Here is an 18,435-nt window from a genome sequence, read left to right as displayed (position 1 = left end):
TCACATCCGGAACACGCCGAACCCGCCCCGCGCCCCCTCCACCGGCGCGCCGTGCACCGCCGACAGGCAGATCCCCAGCACCGTCCGCGTGTCGCGCGGGTCGATCACCCCGTCGTCGTACAGCCGGCCGGAGAGGAACAGCGGCAGCGACTCGGCCTCGACCTGCGCCTCCACGGCCGCCCGCAGCGCCGCGTCGGCCTCGTCGTCGTACGGCCGTCCCTTCGCCTCGGCCGCCGCCCGCGACACGATCGACAGCACCCCCGCCAGCTGCTGCGGGCCCATCACGGCGGCCTTCGCGCTCGGCCAGGAGAACAGGAAGCGCGGCTCGTAGGCGCGCCCGCACATGCCGTAGTGCCCGGCGCCGTACGACGCGCCGAGGAGCACCGACAGGTGCGGCACCCGCGAGTTCGACACCGCGTTGATCATCATCGCGCCGTGCTTGACGATGCCGCCCTGCTCGTACTGCCGGCCCACCATGTAGCCGGTGGTGTTGTGCAGGAAGAGCAACGGGGTGTCGCGCCGGTTCGCGAGCTGGATGAACTGCGCCGCCTTCTGCGCCTCCGCGCTGAACAACACGCCGTGCGCGTTGGCGAGCACGCCCACCGGGTAGCCGTGCAGCCGCGCCCACCCCGTCACCAGGCTCGGCCCGTAAAGCGGCTTGAACTCGTCGAAGTCCGAGCCGTCGACGACCCGGGCGATCACGTCCCGCGGGTCGAACGGCACCTTGAGGTCGGTGGGCACGACGCCGAGCAGCTCCTCCGCGTCGTACAGCGGCGGGACGGACGGCGCGGACGGGCCGGGGCCCGCCTTGCGGTGGTGGAGCCGTGCGACGGCGCGGCGTGCCTGCCGCAGCGCGTCGTACTCGTCCTCCGCGAGCCCGTCGGCCAGGCCCGAGCCCCCGGCGTGCATCGCGGCGCCGCCCAGCGACTCGTCGTCGCTCTCCTCGCCCGTGGCCATCCGCACCAGCGGCGGCCCGCCGAGGAACACCTTGGCCCGCCCCCGCACCATGATCACGTGGTCGGACATGCCGGGCACGTACGCGCCGCCCGCCGTGGCGTTGCCGAACACCACCGCCACCGTGGGGATGCCGGCCGCCGACAGCCGCGTCAGGTCGCGGAAGAGCGCGCCGCCGGGGACGAACACGTCCTTCTGGCCGGCCAGGTCGGCGCCGCCCGACTCCACGAGGGAGATCAGCGGCAGCCGGTTGGCGAGCGCGATCTCGTGGGCGCGCAGCGCCTTCCGCAGCGTCCACGGGTTGCTGGCGCCGCCGCGCACGGTGGGGTCGTTGGCGACGATCAGGCACTCGACGCCCTCGACGACGCCGATGCCCGTGACGATCGACGCGCCGACGGGATACTCGCTGCCCCAGGCGGCCAGCGGCGACAGCTCCAGGAACGGCGTGTCGGCGTCCACGAGCAGTTCGACGCGTTCGCGCGCCGGCAGCTTGCCGCGCGCCCGGTGCCGGGCGGTGTACTTCTCCCCGCCGCCCGCCACGGCCCGCGCGTGCTCGGCCTCGATCTCGCGGATCTTCTCCAGCATCGAGCGCCGGTTGGCGGCGTGGGCGACGGAACGCACATCGATGGCGGAACCGAGGACCGTCACGGAAGCAGCACCTCCGGTACGTTCACGTGGCGGGCCCGCAGCCACTCCCCCACCGCCTTCGCCTGCGGGTCGAAGCGGGCGTGCGACGCCACACCCTCGCCCAGCAGCCCGTGCACGACGAAGTTCAGCGCCCGCAGGTTCGGCAGCACGTGCCGCTCCACGGGGAACCGAGCCGTCTCCGGCAGCAGCGCACGGAAACGTTCCACCGTGAGCTCGTGCGCCAGCCACCGCCACGCCGTCTCGCTCCGCACCCACACCCCGACGTTGGCGGTCCCGCCCTTGTCGCCGCTGCGCGCCCCCGCGACCAGGCCGAGCGGCACCCGGCGCGTCGGCCCCGGCGGCAGCGGGTCCGGCAGCAGGACGCGCGGCCCGTCGTCCGCCGCCGCCCCTCCCTGCCCTCCGCGCGTACGGACCGGCGACGGCAGCACCGGCACGCGCGTGCCGTCGGGCAGCACCGCCACGTGCCGTACGGCGTCCGCGTCCACGTACACCGCCTCGAACACCCCGTACGGCGTGCCCTTGCCCGGTGGCGCGGTGAGGTGGAAGCCCGGGTAGCTGGCCAGCGCCAGTTCCACGCAGGCCGCGCCCACGGCCCGGCCCGTGCCGGGGTCCCGGTCGCGCACCACCAGCCGCAGCAGCGCGCTGGCCTCCTCCTCCGTCTCCGCGTCGGCCCGGTCCGTACGGGCCAGCGTCCAGCTGACCTCGGCGGGGTGCCGGCCCGCCAGGACGCTGTCGAGCTGGGCGCGCACCAGGGCCGCCTTGGCCTCGATGTCGAGGCCCGTCAGCACGAACACCACCTCGTGCCGCAGCCCGCCCACCCGCGTCAGGCCCGCCTTGAGGGTGGCGGGCGGCGGCTCGCCGCGCACCCCGCAGATCCGCACCCGGTCGGGACCGTCCGGCCGCAGCCGCACCGTGTCCAGGCGCGCGGTGACGTCCGGCCCCGGGTAGCGCGCGCCCGCCGTCTCGTACAGCAGCTGCGCGGTGACGGTCGAAACGGTGACGGCGCCGCCCGTGCCGGGGTGCTTGGTGATGACGGCCGAGCCGTCCGCGTGGATCTCGGCGAGGGGGAACCCGGGGCGGCGCGCGTCGAGCTCGCCGAAGAACGCGTAGTTGCCGCCCGTGGCCTGCGCCCCGCACTCCAGCACGTGCCCGGCGACCACGGCGCCCGCCAGCGCGTCGAGGTCGCCCGGCTCCCAGCCGAAGTGGGCCGCCGCCGGGCCGGTGACCAGCGCGGCGTCGGTGACGCGGCCCGTCACCACCACGTCTGCGCCCGCCCGCAGGCACGCGGCGATGCCGGCGCCGCCCAGGTAGGCGTTGGCCGTCAGCACGCCCTCGGCCCGCTCGCCCAGCAGCTGCGCGGCGGCCTGCGGCCCGTCGGCCAGCAGGTCGTCGCCGGTGACGTGCGCGACGCGGACGGGCACGCCGAGCCGGTCCGCGAGCCGCTCGATCCGCTCGGCGAGCCCGGCGGGGTTCAGTCCGCCGGCGTTGGCGACGATGCGTACGCCGCGGTCGACGGCGAGGCCGAGGCCCTCCTCCAGCTGGGCGAGGAACGTGCGGGCCCAGCCGCCCGAGGGGTCCTTGGCGCGGTCCCGGCCCAGGATGAGCATCGTGAGCTCGGCGAGGTAGTCGCCGGTGACGACGTCGAGCGGCCCGCCCGTGAGCATCTCGCGCAGGGCGTCGAACCGGTCGCCGTAGAAGCCGGAGGCGTTGCCGATCCGCAGCGGCGGGCGCGGGCGCGGGCGGGGCGGGAGCTGCTCGGACGCCGGAACGCGAGGCCCCGGGACGGACGCGGACATGGCACGGGAGGGTGGCAGCGGGATCAAGAACAAGCAAGCGTGCTGGATTTGTTTTCGGTCAGGTTCGGTCGAGTTCAGTCATATCTGATGCGGCGGCGATCCCCTCCGCCAGCAACTCGGCCAGATGCCGCCCCCGCACCCCCGCCAGCTGGGCGAGCTGCGTACGGCAGGAGAAGCCGTCGGCGAGCACGGCCGCCCCGGGCGGTGCCTGCCGGACGGACGGCAGGAGCTGCTCCTCGGCACAGGCGACGGACACCTCGTAGTGACCGCTGACGAAGCCGAAGTCGCCCGCCAGGCCGCAGCATCCGCCGCTCAACTCTCCGAGCAGCCCGGCTCGTTCCCGTAGCCGCCGCTCGGCCGCGTCACCGAGGACGGCGTGCTGGTGGCAGTGCGTCTGGCCGACGACGGGCCGGTCCAGGCGCGGCGGCCGCCACTGCGGCGCGCACTCCTCCAGGACCTCCGCGAAGGTCCGTACGGCGAGGGCCAGCCGGTGCGCCCGCTCGTCGCCGGGCAGCAGCGCGGGCAGTTCGGTGCGAAGGGCGGCGGTGCAGCTGGGTTCGAGGCCGGCGACGGGCAGGCCGGCGTCGAGCGCCGGCGCCATGACGTCGAGCGTGCGCCGCATGACGCGCCGGGCGACGCCCAACTGCCCGGTGGACACCCAGGTCAGGCCGCAGCACACCGGCTTCGGCGGGACGACGACGCGCAGCCCGGCGTCCTCCAGGACGGTGACGGCGGCGCGGGCGGCGGAGGGCGTGAAGTGGTTGGTGAACGTGTCGGGCCAGAGGACGACGGCGGGGGCACCCGGCCGGCCGTACGCCTGCCTTACCCGCCGCCGCGCCCGCGCCCGCCACCACCGCGTGAACGTTTCCGCAGGCAGCTCGGGGAGATCCCGCTCCGGCGCGACGCCCGCCAGCCGCTTGCCCACCGCGGTCAACGGCCCCGCGGCCGCAAGGCGGTTGATCACCGGCGCCACCGGAGCAGCAGCGCGCAGCCACAGCGGCAGCCACCCCATCGTGTAGTGGGCGGCGGGCCGCAGCCGCCCCTCGTAGTGGTGGTGCAGGAACTCCGCCTTGTACGTGGCCATGTCCACCCCCACCGGGCAGTCGCTGCGGCACCCCTTGCAGGCCAGGCACAGGTCCAGCGCCTCCCGCACCTCCGGCGACCGCCAGCCCTCCGTCACCACCTCCCCCGCCAGCATCTCGTGCAGCAGCCGCGCCCGGCCGCGCGTGGAGTGCCGCTCCTCCCCCGTCACACGGAACGAAGGGCACATCACCCCGGTGCCCACCGCCTTCTCCCGGCACCGCGCCACCCCCACGCACCGCCGTACCGCCGCCGAGAAGTCGCCACCGTCCTCCGGATAGGTGAACGTGACGTCGACGGGCCGGCGCGGCAGGACGGCGAACCGCAGGTTCTCGTCGAGACGATAGGGACGGACGAGCATCCCGGGGTTGAGGCCGCCCCACGGGTCCCACACGTCCTTGAACCGCTCGAACAGCCGGACCACGTCCGGCCCGTACAGGCGCGGCAGCAGCTCCGCGCGCGCCTGCCCGTCGCCGTGCTCGCCCGACAGCGAACCGCCGTGCGCCACGACCAGGTCCGCCATGTCGGTGGAGAACGCGCGGTAGCGGCGCACACCCTCCTCGCTCACCAGGTCCACGTCGAGCCGTACGTGCACGCACCCCTCGCCGAAGTGCCCGTACGGCGCGCCGCGCAGCCCGTACGCCGCCAGAAGGGCGCGGAAGTCGCGCAGGTAGGCGCCCAGCCGGGCGGGCGGCACCGCGCAGTCCTCCCAGCCGGGCCACGCCTCGCCGCCGTCGGGCAGCCGGGTCGCGGTGCCGGCGGCGTCCTCTCGTACGCGCCACAGGCGGCGCTGCGCCGCCGGGTCGGTGACGACGGCGTGCCCGGTGGCGCCGTCGGCGACGGCCGCCCGGCACAGGGCCCGGGCCCTGTCGGCGGCCTCGGCGGGCGTGGCGCCGCCGGTCTCCGCGAACAGCCATGCGGCGCCCCGGGGCAGGTCGCGCGCGGCGGCGCCCACGAGGTCGGCGGCCATGCCCTCGACGGTCAGGGGCCCGTACGCGACGACCGCCGGCGCCGCGTCGGCCGCCGCGCCCTCGTCCGCGTACCCGAGCACCGCCAGCGCCCGTGCCGCCGGTGCCTCGACCAGGGCGACGGTCGCCTCGGTGAGCACGCCGAGGGTGCCCTCGCTGCCGGTGAACGCGCGGGCGTGGCCGGTGCCGCGTTCGGGCAGCAGGGCGTCGAGGGCGTAACCGGAGTTGCGGCGCGGCAGCTCGGGGAAGCCGGTGCGCAGGAGCGCGAGTTCGGCGCGTACGAGCGCCCGTACGCCGTCGGCGATGCGCTGCGGCACACCGTCGTCACCCTGCGCCAGACGGCAGCGCTCGCCGCCGTACGTCAGCACGTCCAGCGAGCGGACGTTGTCGGCGGTGGTGCCCCAGGCCACCGAGTGGGCGCCGCACGCGTTGTTGCCGATCATCCCGCCGAGGGTGCAGCGGCCGTGCGTCGACGGGTCGGGGCCGAAGGTCAGCCCGTACGGCGCGGCGGCGGCCCGCAGGACGTCGAGGACGGCGCCGGGCTGCACCCGGGCGGTACGGGCCGCCGGGTCGACGGCCAGGACGGCGTTCATGTGGCGGGTGAAGTCGAGCACCACGCCCTCGCCGGTGGCCTGCCCGCCGACGGACGTACCGCCGCCGCGCGGCACCACCGGCACACCGTGCTCGCGGCAGACGGCGAGGGCGAGGCGCACGTCGTCCGCGTCGCGCGGGGCGACGACGCCGAGGGGGACGCGCCGGTAGTTGGAGGCGTCCATGGTGGTGAGGGCGCGCGCCGAGGCGCCGAAGTCGACGTCCGTGCCGGCGCGCAGGACGGCGCGGAGGGCGTGTGCGAGCTCGCGGCGCCGGTCGTCGGACAGCCGGCCCGGCCGGTCGGGCCGGTCACCCCGTCGATCACCCCGTCGATCACCCCATTGATCACCCATGGGCACACTCATGCCCACTGCCGCCGGCGGTCAAGAACACCGACCCGAAACAGTCGTCTCATCGGGTGGACGTTCACCCGTACGGGGCGGATCCACGGATTAGGCTGCCTCCGTGGCTGATATCCAGAACCCTGCCGACATCCGGATTCCCGCTGACATCAAGCCCGCCGACGGCCGTTTCGGCGCCGGCCCTTCCAAGGTGCGCCCCGAGGCCCTCGACGCCCTCGCCGCCACCGGCACCTCCCTCCTCGGCACGTCCCACCGCCAGGCCCCCGTGAAGAACCTGGTGGGCCGGGTGCGTGACGGCGTGCGCGCGCTGTTCTCCCTGCCCGACGGGTACGAGGTGATCCTCGGCAACGGCGGCTCCACCGCCTTCTGGGACGTCGCCACCCACGGTCTGATCGAGTCGCGGTCGCAGCACCTCAGCTTCGGCGAGTTCTCGTCGAAGTTCGCCACGGCGGCGCGCAAGGCGCCGTGGCTCCAGGACCCGAGCGTGATCTCCGCCGAGCCCGGCGACCACCCCGAGCCGCGCGCCGAGGCCGGCGTCGACGTCTACGCCCTCACCCACAACGAGACCTCGACGGGCGTCGCCGCGCCCGTGCGGCGTGTGACCGGTGCCGACGAGGGCGCGCTGGTCGTCGTGGACGCCACGTCCGGCGCGGGCGGCCTGCCCGTCGACATCGCCGAGACCGACGTCTACTACTTCGCACCGCAGAAGTCCTTCGCCGCGGACGGCGGCCTGTGGATCGCCGTCTTCTCCCCGGCGGCCCTGGAGCGCGCGGCGCGCGTGCACGCTTCCGGCCGGCACGTGCCCGAGTTCTTCTCGCTCCCGACCGCGATCGACAACTCGCTGAAGAACCAGACGTACAACACGCCCTCCCTCGCCACCCTCTTCCTCCTCGACCAGCAGCTGGAGTGGATGAACGGCCAGGGCGGTCTCGACTGGGCCGTGGCCCGCACCGCCGACTCCTCGTCGCGGCTGTACACGTGGGCGGAGAAGTCGGCGCACGCCACGCCGTTCGTCACCGACCCGGCCAAGCGGTCGCAGGTCATCGGCACGATCGACTTCGCCGAGGGCGTCGACGCGGCGGCGGTCGCCAAGGTGCTGCGCGCCAACGGCATCGTGGACACCGAGCCGTACCGCAAGCTGGGCCGCAACCAGCTGCGCGTGGCGATGTTCCCCGCGATCGAGCCGGCGGACGTCGAGGCGCTGACGGCGTGCGTGGACCACGTGATCGAGAAGCTGTAGGCCGGGACGGAGACGAACCGTGCTGCGCCTGGGAATTCTCGCCCACAGCGCGGAAGGCGCGGCCCTGTGCTTCCGCACCTTCTGCCACACCGGCTCCGCTGAGCTGGGGCCGTACGACCACCCCGACGTGACGCTGGACCTGGCCGCGATGGCCCGCAGCATGCCGGCGTGGGAGTCGGGCGACCACGCGGCGGTGCGTGCCGTGCTCTCCGAGAGCGCGGCACGGCTGGCCCGGGCGGGCGCGGACTTCTTCGTGTGCCCGGACAACACCGCCCACATGGCGCTGGAGCTGCCGGGTCCCGCGGGCCCCGGTGCCGATCTGCCGCTGCCGGGGCTGCACATCGCCGAGGTGGTCGCGGACCGGGCCCGGGCCGACGGCCGCCGGCGCGTGGGCGTGCTCGGCACCCGGTTCACGATGGAGGGCCCCGTCTACCCGCGGGCGCTGGCGGCCCGCGGCATCGCGGCCGAGGTGCCGGACGCGGCCGGCCGACGCGTCGTGCACGAGATCATCTTCGACGAGCTGGTGAACGGGGTCGTCAGCGACCGCGCCCGGCAGGAGTACGTGGAGGTCATCGGCCGCCTGGCGGCACGGGGCTGTGACGCCGTGGCGCTGGTGTGCACGGAGATCCCGCTGCTGGTGACGCCGGAGGTGTCCCCGCTGCCGACGCTCGACTCGACACGGCTGCTGGCCCGGGCGGCGTTCGACGTGTGCGTGGGGCGACGGCCGATGCCGCAGTGGCGCGGCGGGCCGGTGGGCTGAGGGGATCGCGCCCGGAACGACGACGGCCCTGTGCGTCACTTGTGGACGACGGTCCCGCCGCCGATGGCCCACAGGCTGGCCGGGACCGGAGTGCACTTGGTGGCCCGGTCGGGCAGGCTCGGGTCCCGCAGGTTGACGCCGGCCCAGCCGACCCGGCGCTCGCCGTGCTCGTCGGCCGGGTAGAAGGTGAGCCCCGTCTCGGGGCGCCAGCCGGCCGGCCCGGTGGTGGGCGGCCCGCCGTCGGCCGGCGTGGCGACGGCCGTGCCGGCCGGCCCGGTGACGGTGACGGCGCCGCTCCCGTCGGTGGTGAGGCAATCGACGTCGAACTCGGTCAGGACGGTGCCCTCCCCGTCGAACACATGCCGGACGACGGCGTGCCCGCGGGTGCGGCCGTCGACGGTCCGGGCGTCCACCCAGGCGGTGAGCCGCTCGCCGGGGTTGGGACCCGGACCGTGCTCGTTGAGCAGGGTCCAGCTGCGCAGGGTGAGGTGCCCGGCCGACGCCGGTGGCGGTGCCGACGCCGGCGCCTGGGCAGGTGCGGGTGCCGGTGAGGGTGCCGGTGCCGCCGCGGCGGTCCCGGATACGCCGGATATGAGGGCCACGGCCGCGGTGGCGAGAGCAACGGCGGTGGTGAGCTTGCGCATGGGGGGTCCTCCGCAGTGGGCAGCGATTCGGGCGTTCACCTGCTGCCTTCACGCTTCCAGCACGCCACCGTCCGCGACGTCCCCCGCACGGAGCGACCGGCTCCGCCGCGCGGGGGAGGCTGCCCTCCTCCGCCCGGCCCACCCGGAACGGCCTTGGACGGCCCAGGTCATCCCAGGACGGCCTAGGACGGGTCCTTGCTGCGCCGGAGGAGTCGCTTGAGCCCGAGTACGACCGCCGTGGCGAGGAGAAACGTACCGGCGCCCAGGACGAACGTACGGTTGCCGTCACCGTCGTCACCGCTCTCGCCGGAGGCCCCGGCCGCGCCCCCGCTCCCACCCCCTTCCTTGCTGTCCTGCTTCGCCACGCTGTCCGGCAGCAGCTCGCCCTCCAGAGCCACCGGTACGACGCTGCTGCGGGCGCCCTCGGACCCGTACATCAGCGTCCGGCCGTCGGGCGTGAACGTCACCGACTCGCCCTGCCGCTGCAACGGCACGACGGGCCGGGTGGTGATCTCGGTGGGCCGGCCGTCGCGCCAGCGGTAGGCGCGGGCCTCGAAGTAGCCGCGGACGACGAGCCGGGTGCCGTCCGGCGAGAACGCCGCGTCGGTGGCCCAGACGTTGATGTCGGCGACGCGCTTGAACGTGTTGACGCCGGACGCGGAGAGCGTGGCCGGCGCCTCGTAGAGCGCGCCCTTGCCGGACTTCTTCTTGCTGACGATGTAGACGCGCCCGGTCCTGGGGTGGACGACCAGCGACTCGGCGTCGCGCGGCCCGTCCTCGTAGCGCACGGTGAAGCGCGTCGCCTCGACGGTGGCGTCCTTGAGCTCCTTCGGCTCCGGGAAGCGGTAGATCCACACCTCGGGCCAGCTGCCGTCCAGGTTGTCGCCGGTGTCGCCGACGTAGAGGTTGCCGTCGGGCCCGAGGGAGATCGCCTCGACGTCCCGTGCCTTGACCCCGTCGAGCGTGATCTTGGCGACCGTCCGGCCGGTGCGGCTGTCGACGGCGAAGACGTACGGGCCGTCGCCGCTGTCGTTGTGCGTCCAGTAGATGCCGGGGTGCGCGCGGCTGGCCGCGAGGCCGCTGGACTCGGTGATGCGCGGGTCCTCGATGGTGAACGCGGGGGGCGTGCCGCGGTCGTCGGCGACGGCGGGCGCGGCCGGCGCGAGGGCGAGGGTGGCGAGGGTCGTGAGGACGGCGGCGGGGAGGGCTGGGCGGAGCGGACGCATGGCCCAAGCGTGCCACCGCGGGGACCGGAACGGGCCGGCGGCACGACGGAATCAGGGGTCGGTCAGGGGCGCATGAGGGTCGGGATTCGGACGCCAGAACGACGGAATCCGTTCTTCACAGTCGCCCTTGAGCCAAACATCCACCATGATCCGGCCAGAGCGGCCGACGGACGCCCCACACAAGTGCGCGTGCGGCGCAGCCTGATACCGGTGTAGCCACCACAACAGGGGGAAATCATGAGAAAGATCGCTTCTGGGTTACCAGGCGCGCTGACCGCGGCGGCCGCAGCCGCCGTCGTGGCGCTCGCCACCGCGGCACCGGCGTCCGCGGCAGCCGCCGCACCGGCGGACTCCGCCCAGCCGCTCGCCGCGACCGACGTCCGCGCCCTCACCACCGTCGCGCAGGGCTACCTGCAGCAGCGGGCGGACTCCGTCACCCTCGCCGGCGCCCGCCGCCTGGCACCGGCCGTGCCCGAGCAGGCCACGCCGACCCTGCGGAAGACCCTCGGCACGGAGTTCGCGCAGCTCGCCGAGCAGGGCCGGGCGTACGAGAAGGCCAGCGGTGGCTACTCCCGCGCCGAGGTGACGGTCACGCCGGGCAAGGCGGAGCGCAAGGGCGACAAGGCCACGCTCCGGCTGAACGAGAAGACGAGCCTGTTCTACCCGGATGTCCGGTCCGCGGACGAGCCGAAGGCCGAGGAGTACGCGCTCGACCACACGCTCACCTTCACGCGCGACGCCGCGAACGGGACGTGGGTGCTCGCGGAGGACCGCCCGGACATCGGCTCCGGCGACGTCACGACGTACAACACGCCGCCGAGGACCGAGGCCCCGGCGCAGGGCCTGGCGAAGGAGGACCGGCGTACGGGGACGTCCGGCACCGACCGCGCCGCGGCCGGGCAGAACACCGCGGGCAGCAAACCGTCCCTGGCCGCCGGGTACAACTACACGGCCATGGTCAACTACGCGAACAGGTACTGGCAGCACCCCAACAGCGCCTACCGCACGTACGGCAACGACTGCACCAACTTCGTGTCGCAGGCGATGAAGGCCGGTGGCTGGCAGCAGAAGGGCAGCGGGTTCTGGGACCGCAAGGACAAGGACAAGTGGTACTACGGCGGCCACACCTGGACCACCAGTTACACCTGGGCCGGTGCGGAGAACTGGTACTGGTTCGCGACGAAGTACTCCCACCGCACCCGCGCGCTGTCCAACGTCTGGCAGATGGGTCTCGGCGACGTGCTCCAGGCGGACTGGAACCGTGACAACACCATCGACCACACGATGATCGTGACGGGCTTCCACGGTACGGACGAGATCTACCTGACGTACCACACCACCAACACGCACAACAGGAAGCTCACCAACCTCCTCGCCAAGTACCCGCACACCTGGTGGTACGCGCACCGTACGTGAGCACCTGACCGCCGGGCCCCGTCAGCCCCTCCCTCCCCTGGAGCGACATGAAGAAGACACCCCTTCGCCTCGCCCGCGCGGCAGCGGCAACGGCAGCGGTCACGACCCTGGCCCTGTCCGTGGCCGCGTGCGACAGCGGGGGAAGCGGTGGCCAGGGGAAGGCGAGGGACGAGCGGGACACCGCCGTCGCGTACGTCGAGGCCCTCAACGACCGCGACGCCAAGGCCCTGGCCGAACTCGGCCCTCCCGGCAACGAGGGGGCCGAGCAGGCGGCCCGGGCCCTGGTCGGCACGCAGGGCGGCCGCGGGCTGCACGTGGACGACGTCAAGGTGAGCCACGAGTTCGGCCCCGACATGGCCCAGGCCGAGATCCGCGCCACGGACGCGAAGGGCCGGGCGGTGCGGGAGAACGTGACGCTGGAGCGGCACGAGAAGAAGTGGTACGTGGCGCTGGGCGCCGACCCGTCGGGGACCCCCAAGTCCCCGGCGGGCACGACGCCCCCGTCCCCGGCGACCGCTTCTTAAGCGAGGCGGTCCAGCACCGCACGCATCGCGCGGTGCACCGCCTCGCGCGACGCCTCGTCGTCCGCGTCGCGCGTCTCGAAACCGTGGTGGCCGTGCGGCACGTCGATCACCTCGACGTCCGCGCCGCACTTCCCGGCCGCGGCCAGGAACTCCTCCACCGTCGCGGCGATCTCCGCCATCTCCAGCCCTACGCGCGTCAGCACGATCGGCAGCCCGCCCGCCCCCGCCACGGCGGCCGTCGGCCGGAAACGACTCCCGGCGTCCCCGTCCCCGCCCCCCATCCCCCAGTTCGGCAGCGGCGCCAGGATCGGGTACGTCGCGGCGAGGCAGCGCAGCCACGCCGGGGGCGCGGCCAGCCAGTCCGCCGTCATGAGGCCGCTGCCGGAGAAGAACCACAGCGCCACGCGGTCCGCGTCGACCCGGGGGTGTTCGCGGACCAGCGCCACCGCCGCGGCGATGTCCTCGGCAGCCCGCCCGTAGTCGGTGACGTCGTGCAGACGGTGGTCGAAGGTGACGCCCACCACGCCCTCCCCGGCCGCGTACCGGGCGTACCCGGTCAGCGACGGCCACTCGCGCGGCGTGGGGCGCGCCGCGGCGGGCACGGGTCCGCCGTGGACGATGACGACGGCGGGGGCCGGATCCTCGTCGTCGGGACCGGCGGGCAGATAGAAGTCGACATTGCCGATCCGCTCCCGGGACACGTCGGACGCATCAGACACGTCGGGCACGTCCAGCAGGAAGGGCCGGAGGTGCTGCGGGCCGTCGTCCTGCGCCGTCTCCAGGCGACGCCCCTCACCCGCCGCCGCCCGCAGCAGGACGTCCGCGAGCTCGTCCGGGGCCGACAGCATCGGCCAGTGTCCGGTGGCGAGTTCGAAGAAGGTCATCTGCGGCCCGGCGAGCACCTGAAGGGCGGGGTCGCCCATGCGCACCATGGCCTCGACGAGTTCGATGCTCCTGCCGTTGCCGGTGCACAGCACCCCCGTGGCCGGGAGGGCAGCCGCCGCGCCGGTCAGCCGGAGCGGCTGGAGGAGCGTACCCAGGGGCTGCGGCACGGCGAGCGCGGTGAGCCGGTCGAGTGCCGCGCCGGGGACGCCGGCGGTGCTGCCCAGCCGCTCCCACTCGTCATGGGCGGGCGGGGCGAGCTCCCCTTCCCCCGATGCATTCTCCACCCGTCGGCGCAGTTCCTGGTCCGGCACGGCCGCGAGGGCCGGCACGCCGTCCTGCGGCAGGCCCGAGTCCAGGTACACGACGCGGGAGACGCGCCCGGCCCTCCGGTCGGCGGCGCCGATCACCGGGTGGATGCCGTAGTCGTGGCCGACGAGCACGACGTCCCGCCGGGCGGCGGTGTCGACGGAGTCGACGGAGTCGACGACTGCGAGGAGGTCCGCGATGTGCATCTCCAGATCGGCGTCAGGGCCGCTCGTCAGCGCCGGCGTGTGCACGACGGCGCCCGCGGCGGCCAGGCACGCCGCCACGCCCTCCCACACGTGCGGGCCGGTGAAAGCCCCTGCCACCAGGACGAATGTGGTCGTGGTCATGGTGATGGTTCCCTCCGTAGGTCGCTGAGCGGCGGCGTTACGGTAGGAACTCCCCTTGGTGGAGGTTCAAGTGTTCAGCATCGGTGAGCTCGCCGAGCGAGCGGGCGTCACGGTGAAGACCGTCCGCTTCTACTCCGACCGCGGCCTGCTCCCGGAGACGGCCCGCAGCGCCGGCGGCCACCGCCGCTACGGCCCGGAGGCGCTCGACCGGCTGCACCTGATCCGTTCCCTCCGCGCTCTGGACCTGCCGCTTCCGCAGGTGCGCCGCATCCTGGCCGAGGAGGAGGACGGGGACGAGGGCGGGGGCGCGACACTGGAGGAGGCCGTCGCGGGCCGGCTGACCGCGCTCGGCTCCGAACTCAGGGCGCTGCGCTGGCGGGAGGCGGGGCTACGGGTGGTGCAGGAGGCCCCACCGGAGGAACGGACCGACCGGCTCCGCCTGCTCGGCACGATGACGGCCCCGCCGAGCACGGAGGCGGTGGCCCGCTTCTGGCGCGCGTGGCTGCCGCCGCGGATGTCGGCCCGGGCCCGGTCGGCGTTCCTGGAACGCGCAGTTCCGCACCCGCCCGACGAGCCGGCGCCCGCCCAGGTCCTGGCGTTCGCGCGCCTGCACGCGTTCGTCACCCGCCCCTGCGGGAGGGACGAACGGGGCCAGCCGGAGGTGCACCGCGCGGCCGGTGCCCGTGGCGCGGCGGTGCTGTACGAGGGCCTGGCCGAGGCGTACGACCTGGCAGCCGCCCGCCTCCGCCACGACCGGCCCCCGGCGCCCGGTGAGGCGCTGGACTGCTTCGTAGCGACCTACGCGAGCGTGTACGGCACGCGCGACACGGCCGGCTTCCGCCGCGCACTGGCCGGGCAGCTGACGAATGACCCACGCATCGACCGCTATTGGGACCTGGTGTCGGAGGTCACCACCGCACCGGGCACCCGCCCGGAACCGACGCCGGGGACGGCACACGCGTGGCTGGTGGGGGCGCTGGCCGTCGGGGTGGCGTGAGGCGGGAGGGTCAGGAGCCGTCCTCCGGGCCCCTCTGCCTGATGAAGATTCCCCTGCTGGGCAGGGTGACCACCAGCCCACGCCGCCGAAGTTCCTTCATTGCTCGCCGGATGGTCAAAACGGCCACGCCGTACTGCTGGGCCATGTCCCGCTCACCGGGCAAGCGGGTTCCCAGCTCGCTGCTTCCTTTCGCGATCTCTCCGGCGATGTGGTCGACGACCTGGAGGTAGAGGTACTCGGGCTTGCCCGGATCGACACGCGCGGCTTTCTGCTCATCTGCCATGGCGGCAACGTAGAGAGCACGACGTCCACACCAACGGATGACTGGCGATTAACTGCTCTATAGAGCAGTTAATCGCGCTCATACCTCGGTGGCGTCGTTCACCGGCGGCTGTTGCGTGACGAAGGTGCCCTTCGCCGGAAGCGTCACCAACAGCCCGCGGTCGCGCAGCTCCTGTACGGCCCTCCGGATCGTGCCGATGGCCACGCGGTACTCCGCGGCCATCTCCCGCTCACCGGTAAGACGAGCACCCTTCGGGATCCGGCCGGTCGCGATCTCCTCGGCGATGTGATCGGCGACTTGCATGTAGACGTACACCGGCTTGCTCGGGTCGACAAGCGCACGCTTCGCCTCGTCCATGCGGTCAACATAGAGCATTCACGGGCTACACGTATGAGTGGAAGGCGTGTTACCGCTCCATACCGCGGCCGGTTTCGGGCATACAGTCGGGCAGCACAAAGCCCCGGCGGCTGCCGCAAACAGCCCCGGGGCGTGGCCAACGCTGCATCGGAGCGTCGACATGCGGAACCTTATCGCGCGTGCTGCCCGCCGGGCCCGCGCTCTCTTCAGCATGCCCGCCTCGCAGTGCGAGAGCGCCTCCACGCCGGCGCCCGCGCCCGCGCCCGTGGTGCGCGCCCCCGCCCCTGCCTACCCGTACCACGTGACGCTCGGCGCGCACGGCATCGACTTCGTGCCGCGCGAGAACGCACCGGCGGTCGGGGACGTCTACGTCGACGCCTTCTCCCAAGGCGTCGGGGCGCTCACCGAGGTCGTCTCCAAGGGGCTCGTACGCCTCCAGTACCCCAACGGCTACAGCTGGAAGGCGTACGCGTTCAACCTTCGTACCCCCACCCCCGCCGAACGGCGCCGTTACGACCTGGCCGCACAAGCCTGGTGGTGCCGACACCAGGCGTGACGCACGCCTTCCTTCCCCTGGGCGCCGCCGCCAGGCTGATCCGCATGAACGACAGCACCAACACCCCCGGCGGCTCCCCCACCGTCCTCGTCACCGGCGCGACGCAGGGCATGGGCCGCGGTCTCGCGCTCGATCTCGCGGCCCGTGGCTGCACTCTGCTGCTCCACGGGCGCGACCAAGGGCGACTCGACGCCGTCGTCGCCGACGTGCGGGCGGTCGCGCCGGACGTGACCGTCCGCACGTACCTCGCCGATCTCGCCGACCTGGACGCCGTGCACGCCATGGCCGCCCGCATCCGCGGCGCCGAGCCGCGGCTCGACGTGCTGATCCACAACGCCGTGGCGGGCGGCGGGGCCGAGCCGCTGAAGCGGGAGGTGAGCCGGCAGGGGCACGAGCTGCGGTTCGCCGTGAACCACCTCGCGCCGTACGCCCTGACCCGCGCCCTCCTCCCGCTGCTCACCGCCTCCGCGCCCGCCCGCGTGGTCAACGTGGCCTCGATCGGGCAGGAGACGATCGACTTCGACGACGTGATGTTCGAGCGCGACTACGAGGGCCTGCACGCCTACTGCCGCAGCAAGCTGGCCCTCATCATGGCCACGTTCGAGCTGGCCGCCGAGCTCGACGGCACCGGCGTCACCGTCAACGCCCTGCACCCGGCGCACCTCATGGACACGGAGGGCCTGCGGGCGTACGGGCTGGCGCCGGCCGTCGGCGTCGAGGAGGGCGTACGGCCGACCGTACGGCTGGCCCTCGATCCCGCCCTCGCGGCGACGACCGGCCGCTACTTCGACCGGTTCACCGACACGCGGGCGCACGAGCAGGCGTACGACCCCGACGCGCGCCGGCGCCTCATGGAGATCACCCGCGCGCTGGCCGGGTAGGCGGGCACAGGCCGGGTCTCACCAGGCGAACGCCTCCGGCGACGGGCCCGGGCCGGGGAAGATGCCGTCGAGAGCGGTCAACAGGTCGTCGTCCAGCGTCAGCTGCGACGCCCGCACGGCGCTCTCCAGCTGCGCGAGCGTGCGCGGGCCGACGATGGGGCCGGTGACGCCGGGGCGGGTGAGGAGCCAGGCCAGGGCCACCTCGCCCGGCTCCAGGCCGTGCTTCTCCAGCAGGTCCTCGTACGCCTGCACCTTCTCGCGCACGGCGGTGTTGGCGAGCGCCGTCGCCGAGCGCCCCTCCGTGCGGCGCGCGCCGTCGCGCTCCTTGCGCAGGACGCCGCCCAGCAGCCCGCCGTGCAGCGGCGACCAGGGGATCACGCCGAGCCCGTACTCGCGCGCGGCCGGGATGACCTCCATCTCGGCGCGCCGTTCGGCGAGGTTGTAGAGGCACTGCTCGCTGACCAGGCCCATCATGCCGCGGCGGGCGGCGGCCTCGTTGGCCTGGGCGATCTTGTAGCCGGGGTAGTTGGACGAGCCGGCGTAGAGGATCTTGCCCTGGGTGATCAGGACGTCGATGGCCTGCCAGATCTCGTCGGCCGGCGTACGGCGGTCGATGTGGTGGAACTGGTAGAGGTCGATGTGGTCGGTGCCCAGCCGCTTCAGCGAACCGTCGACCGCCCTGCGGATGTTGACGGCCGAGAGGCGGTCGTGGTTGGGCCAGGTCGGCGTCTCGTCCGGCGCCATGTCGCCGAAGACCTTGGTCGCGAGCACCACCTTGTCGCGGCGGCCGCCGCCCTTCGCCAGCCAGCTGCCGATGATCGACTCGGTGCGGCCCTTGTTCTCGCCCCAGCCGTAGACGTTGGCGGTGTCGAAGAAGTTCACGCCGGCGTCCAGCGCGGCGTCCATGATGGCGTGGCTGTCCGCCTCGTCCGTCTGCGGACCGAAGTTCATCGTGCCCAGCACGATCCGGCTGACCTTGAGCCCTGTGCGTCCCAGCTGCGTGTACTCCATGACGCCCAAGCCAACGCCTTGGAGTGCACTTGAAGCAAGACCGCGGCCGTACAGGGCGGTTCGGTCAGTCGTTCGTCATCCGTTCTGCGGCTGGGCGGGGGCCGGCGCCACGTGGATCACGGGCTCGTGGTGGACGGGGAAGTTCACCGAACGGGCGATGAAGCACAGCGCCGGTACGTCGGCGTGCAGGGCCCGCGCCTTGCCGGCCGTCGCCGCGTCCGCCACGGTCACCTGGGGCCGCAGCGTGACCTCGGTGATCTGCCCGCCCCCGCCGTGCGCGTCCATCGTCATCACACCGTGCGCCCGGTCCTCGTACGCGACGACGTTCACGCCGCCGGTCGCGCACAGGTGCAGATACCAGAGCATGTGGCACTGGGCCAGCGACGCGACGAGCAGCTCCTCGGGGTTCCAGCGTGCGGGGTCGCCGCGGAAGGCGGGGTCGGAGGAGGCGGCGATGGGCTGCTTGCCGGGGACGCCGGGGGCGTGGACGTCGTGGTCACGGGTGAAGGAACGGTACGTCGCAGTACCGGCGCCCTGGTTGCCGGTCCAGGTCACGGCAACGTCGTACGTATGTGTGGTGTCGTTCGCCATGCGGACAGCGTG

At 73.8% G+C, this 18,435-nt stretch carries 17 protein-coding genes; 7 read left to right on the top strand and 10 right to left on the bottom strand.

The window, feature by feature from the left end; translation table 11 throughout:
• The 3 genes from IE305_RS15220 to IE305_RS15210 all read right to left on the bottom strand — a co-directional run bounded on the left by IE305_RS15220 (position 1) and on the right by IE305_RS15210 (position 6,390).
• The gene (locus tag IE305_RS15220; RefSeq protein ID WP_190130096.1) at positions 1 to 1,602 is read right to left on the bottom strand and encodes an acyl-CoA carboxylase subunit beta; all 1,602 of its coding nucleotides are present in this window, start codon (positions 1,600 to 1,602) and stop codon (positions 1 to 3) included.
• Positions 1,599 to 3,266: an acyclic terpene utilization AtuA family protein gene (locus IE305_RS15215; RefSeq protein WP_229891046.1), complete on the bottom strand. Its 1,668-nt coding sequence runs from the start codon at positions 3,264 to 3,266 to the stop codon at positions 1,599 to 1,601. The genes IE305_RS15220 and IE305_RS15215 overlap by 4 nt, the downstream gene beginning before the upstream one ends.
• Positions 3,267 to 3,456: 190 nt before the next feature.
• Complete coding sequence (locus tag IE305_RS15210; protein WP_190130094.1) at positions 3,457 to 6,390, bottom strand: FAD-binding and (Fe-S)-binding domain-containing protein; 2,934 nt, start codon at positions 6,388 to 6,390, stop codon at positions 3,457 to 3,459.
• Between the two features lie 121 nt (positions 6,391 to 6,511).
• Here IE305_RS15210 and serC point away from each other — a divergent pair, with 121 nt between their 5' ends.
• Positions 6,512 to 7,639, top strand: coding sequence for a phosphoserine transaminase (gene serC / locus IE305_RS15205; RefSeq protein ID WP_190130331.1), 1,128 nt, complete (start codon positions 6,512 to 6,514; stop codon positions 7,637 to 7,639).
• 19 nt (positions 7,640 to 7,658) lie between these two features.
• The gene (locus tag IE305_RS15200; protein WP_190130093.1) at positions 7,659 to 8,399 is read left to right on the top strand and encodes an aspartate/glutamate racemase family protein; all 741 of its coding nucleotides are present in this window, start codon (positions 7,659 to 7,661) and stop codon (positions 8,397 to 8,399) included.
• Positions 8,400 to 8,434: 35 nt separating this feature from the next.
• Here the strand turns inward: IE305_RS15200 and IE305_RS15195 are convergent, their stop codons facing one another.
• Both IE305_RS15195 and IE305_RS15190 read right to left on the bottom strand, forming a co-directional pair.
• On the bottom strand, positions 8,435 to 9,043 hold the full coding sequence (locus tag IE305_RS15195; RefSeq protein WP_190130092.1) for a hypothetical protein: 609 nt from the start codon (positions 9,041 to 9,043) through the stop codon (positions 8,435 to 8,437).
• A 182-nt stretch (positions 9,044 to 9,225) separates the two neighbouring features.
• Positions 9,226 to 10,269 (bottom strand): hypothetical protein, encoded by a 1,044-nt coding sequence (locus IE305_RS15190; protein ID WP_190130091.1) that lies wholly within the window; start codon positions 10,267 to 10,269, stop codon positions 9,226 to 9,228.
• Positions 10,270 to 10,506: 237 nt separating this feature from the next.
• Here IE305_RS15190 and IE305_RS15185 point away from each other — a divergent pair, with 237 nt between their 5' ends.
• The gene (locus tag IE305_RS15185; protein WP_190130090.1) at positions 10,507 to 11,685 is read left to right on the top strand and encodes an amidase domain-containing protein; all 1,179 of its coding nucleotides are present in this window, start codon (positions 10,507 to 10,509) and stop codon (positions 11,683 to 11,685) included.
• A gap of 47 nt (positions 11,686 to 11,732) precedes the next feature.
• Positions 11,733 to 12,209: a hypothetical protein gene (locus IE305_RS15180; RefSeq protein WP_190130089.1), complete on the top strand. Its 477-nt coding sequence runs from the start codon at positions 11,733 to 11,735 to the stop codon at positions 12,207 to 12,209.
• Here the strand turns inward: IE305_RS15180 and IE305_RS15175 are convergent.
• Positions 12,206 to 13,747, bottom strand: coding sequence for an alpha/beta hydrolase (locus tag IE305_RS15175; RefSeq protein ID WP_190130088.1), 1,542 nt, complete (start codon positions 13,745 to 13,747; stop codon positions 12,206 to 12,208). The two genes, IE305_RS15180 and IE305_RS15175, sit on opposite strands and share 4 nt — an antisense overlap.
• A 70-nt stretch (positions 13,748 to 13,817) precedes the next feature.
• Between IE305_RS15175 and IE305_RS15170 the strand changes: the two genes are divergently transcribed.
• Complete coding sequence (locus IE305_RS15170) at positions 13,818 to 14,744, top strand: MerR family transcriptional regulator (protein WP_229890988.1); 927 nt, start codon at positions 13,818 to 13,820, stop codon at positions 14,742 to 14,744.
• Between the two features lie 10 nt (positions 14,745 to 14,754).
• On the opposite strand, the gene IE305_RS15165 is transcribed toward IE305_RS15170, so the two are convergent.
• Positions 14,755 to 15,027, bottom strand: a complete 273-nt coding sequence (locus tag IE305_RS15165) for a winged helix-turn-helix domain-containing protein (RefSeq protein WP_190130087.1) — start codon at positions 15,025 to 15,027, stop codon at positions 14,755 to 14,757.
• Between the two features lie 78 nt (positions 15,028 to 15,105).
• Positions 15,106 to 15,384, bottom strand: coding sequence for a GntR family transcriptional regulator (locus IE305_RS15160; protein WP_190130086.1), 279 nt, complete (start codon positions 15,382 to 15,384; stop codon positions 15,106 to 15,108).
• Between the two features lie 160 nt (positions 15,385 to 15,544).
• Here IE305_RS15160 and IE305_RS15155 point away from each other — a divergent pair, with 160 nt between their 5' ends.
• Both IE305_RS15155 and IE305_RS15150 read left to right on the top strand, forming a co-directional pair.
• Entirely contained in the window at positions 15,545 to 15,940 is a 396-nt protein-coding gene (locus IE305_RS15155) for a hypothetical protein (protein ID WP_190130085.1), read from the top strand.
• Positions 15,941 to 15,984: 44 nt separating this feature from the next.
• Positions 15,985 to 16,821, top strand: a complete 837-nt coding sequence (locus IE305_RS15150) for an SDR family NAD(P)-dependent oxidoreductase (protein ID WP_190130084.1) — start codon at positions 15,985 to 15,987, stop codon at positions 16,819 to 16,821.
• 18 nt (positions 16,822 to 16,839) lie between these two features.
• Here IE305_RS15150 and IE305_RS15145 read toward each other — a convergent pair whose 3' ends face one another.
• Together IE305_RS15145 and IE305_RS15140 are read right to left on the bottom strand one after the other, a co-directional pair.
• Positions 16,840 to 17,832, bottom strand: coding sequence for an aldo/keto reductase (locus IE305_RS15145; protein WP_190130083.1), 993 nt, complete (start codon positions 17,830 to 17,832; stop codon positions 16,840 to 16,842).
• A gap of 75 nt (positions 17,833 to 17,907) precedes the next feature.
• On the bottom strand, positions 17,908 to 18,423 hold the full coding sequence (locus IE305_RS15140; protein WP_190130082.1) for an OsmC family protein: 516 nt from the start codon (positions 18,421 to 18,423) through the stop codon (positions 17,908 to 17,910).
• Between the last annotated feature and the right edge of the window lie 12 nt (positions 18,424 to 18,435).

The sequence above is a fragment of the Streptomyces mashuensis genome, from assembly GCF_014654785.1.
GTDB classification, from domain to species: Bacteria; Actinomycetota; Actinomycetes; order Streptomycetales; family Streptomycetaceae; genus Streptomyces; species Streptomyces mashuensis.
This window is presented reverse-complemented; position numbering and strand designations above follow the sequence as displayed.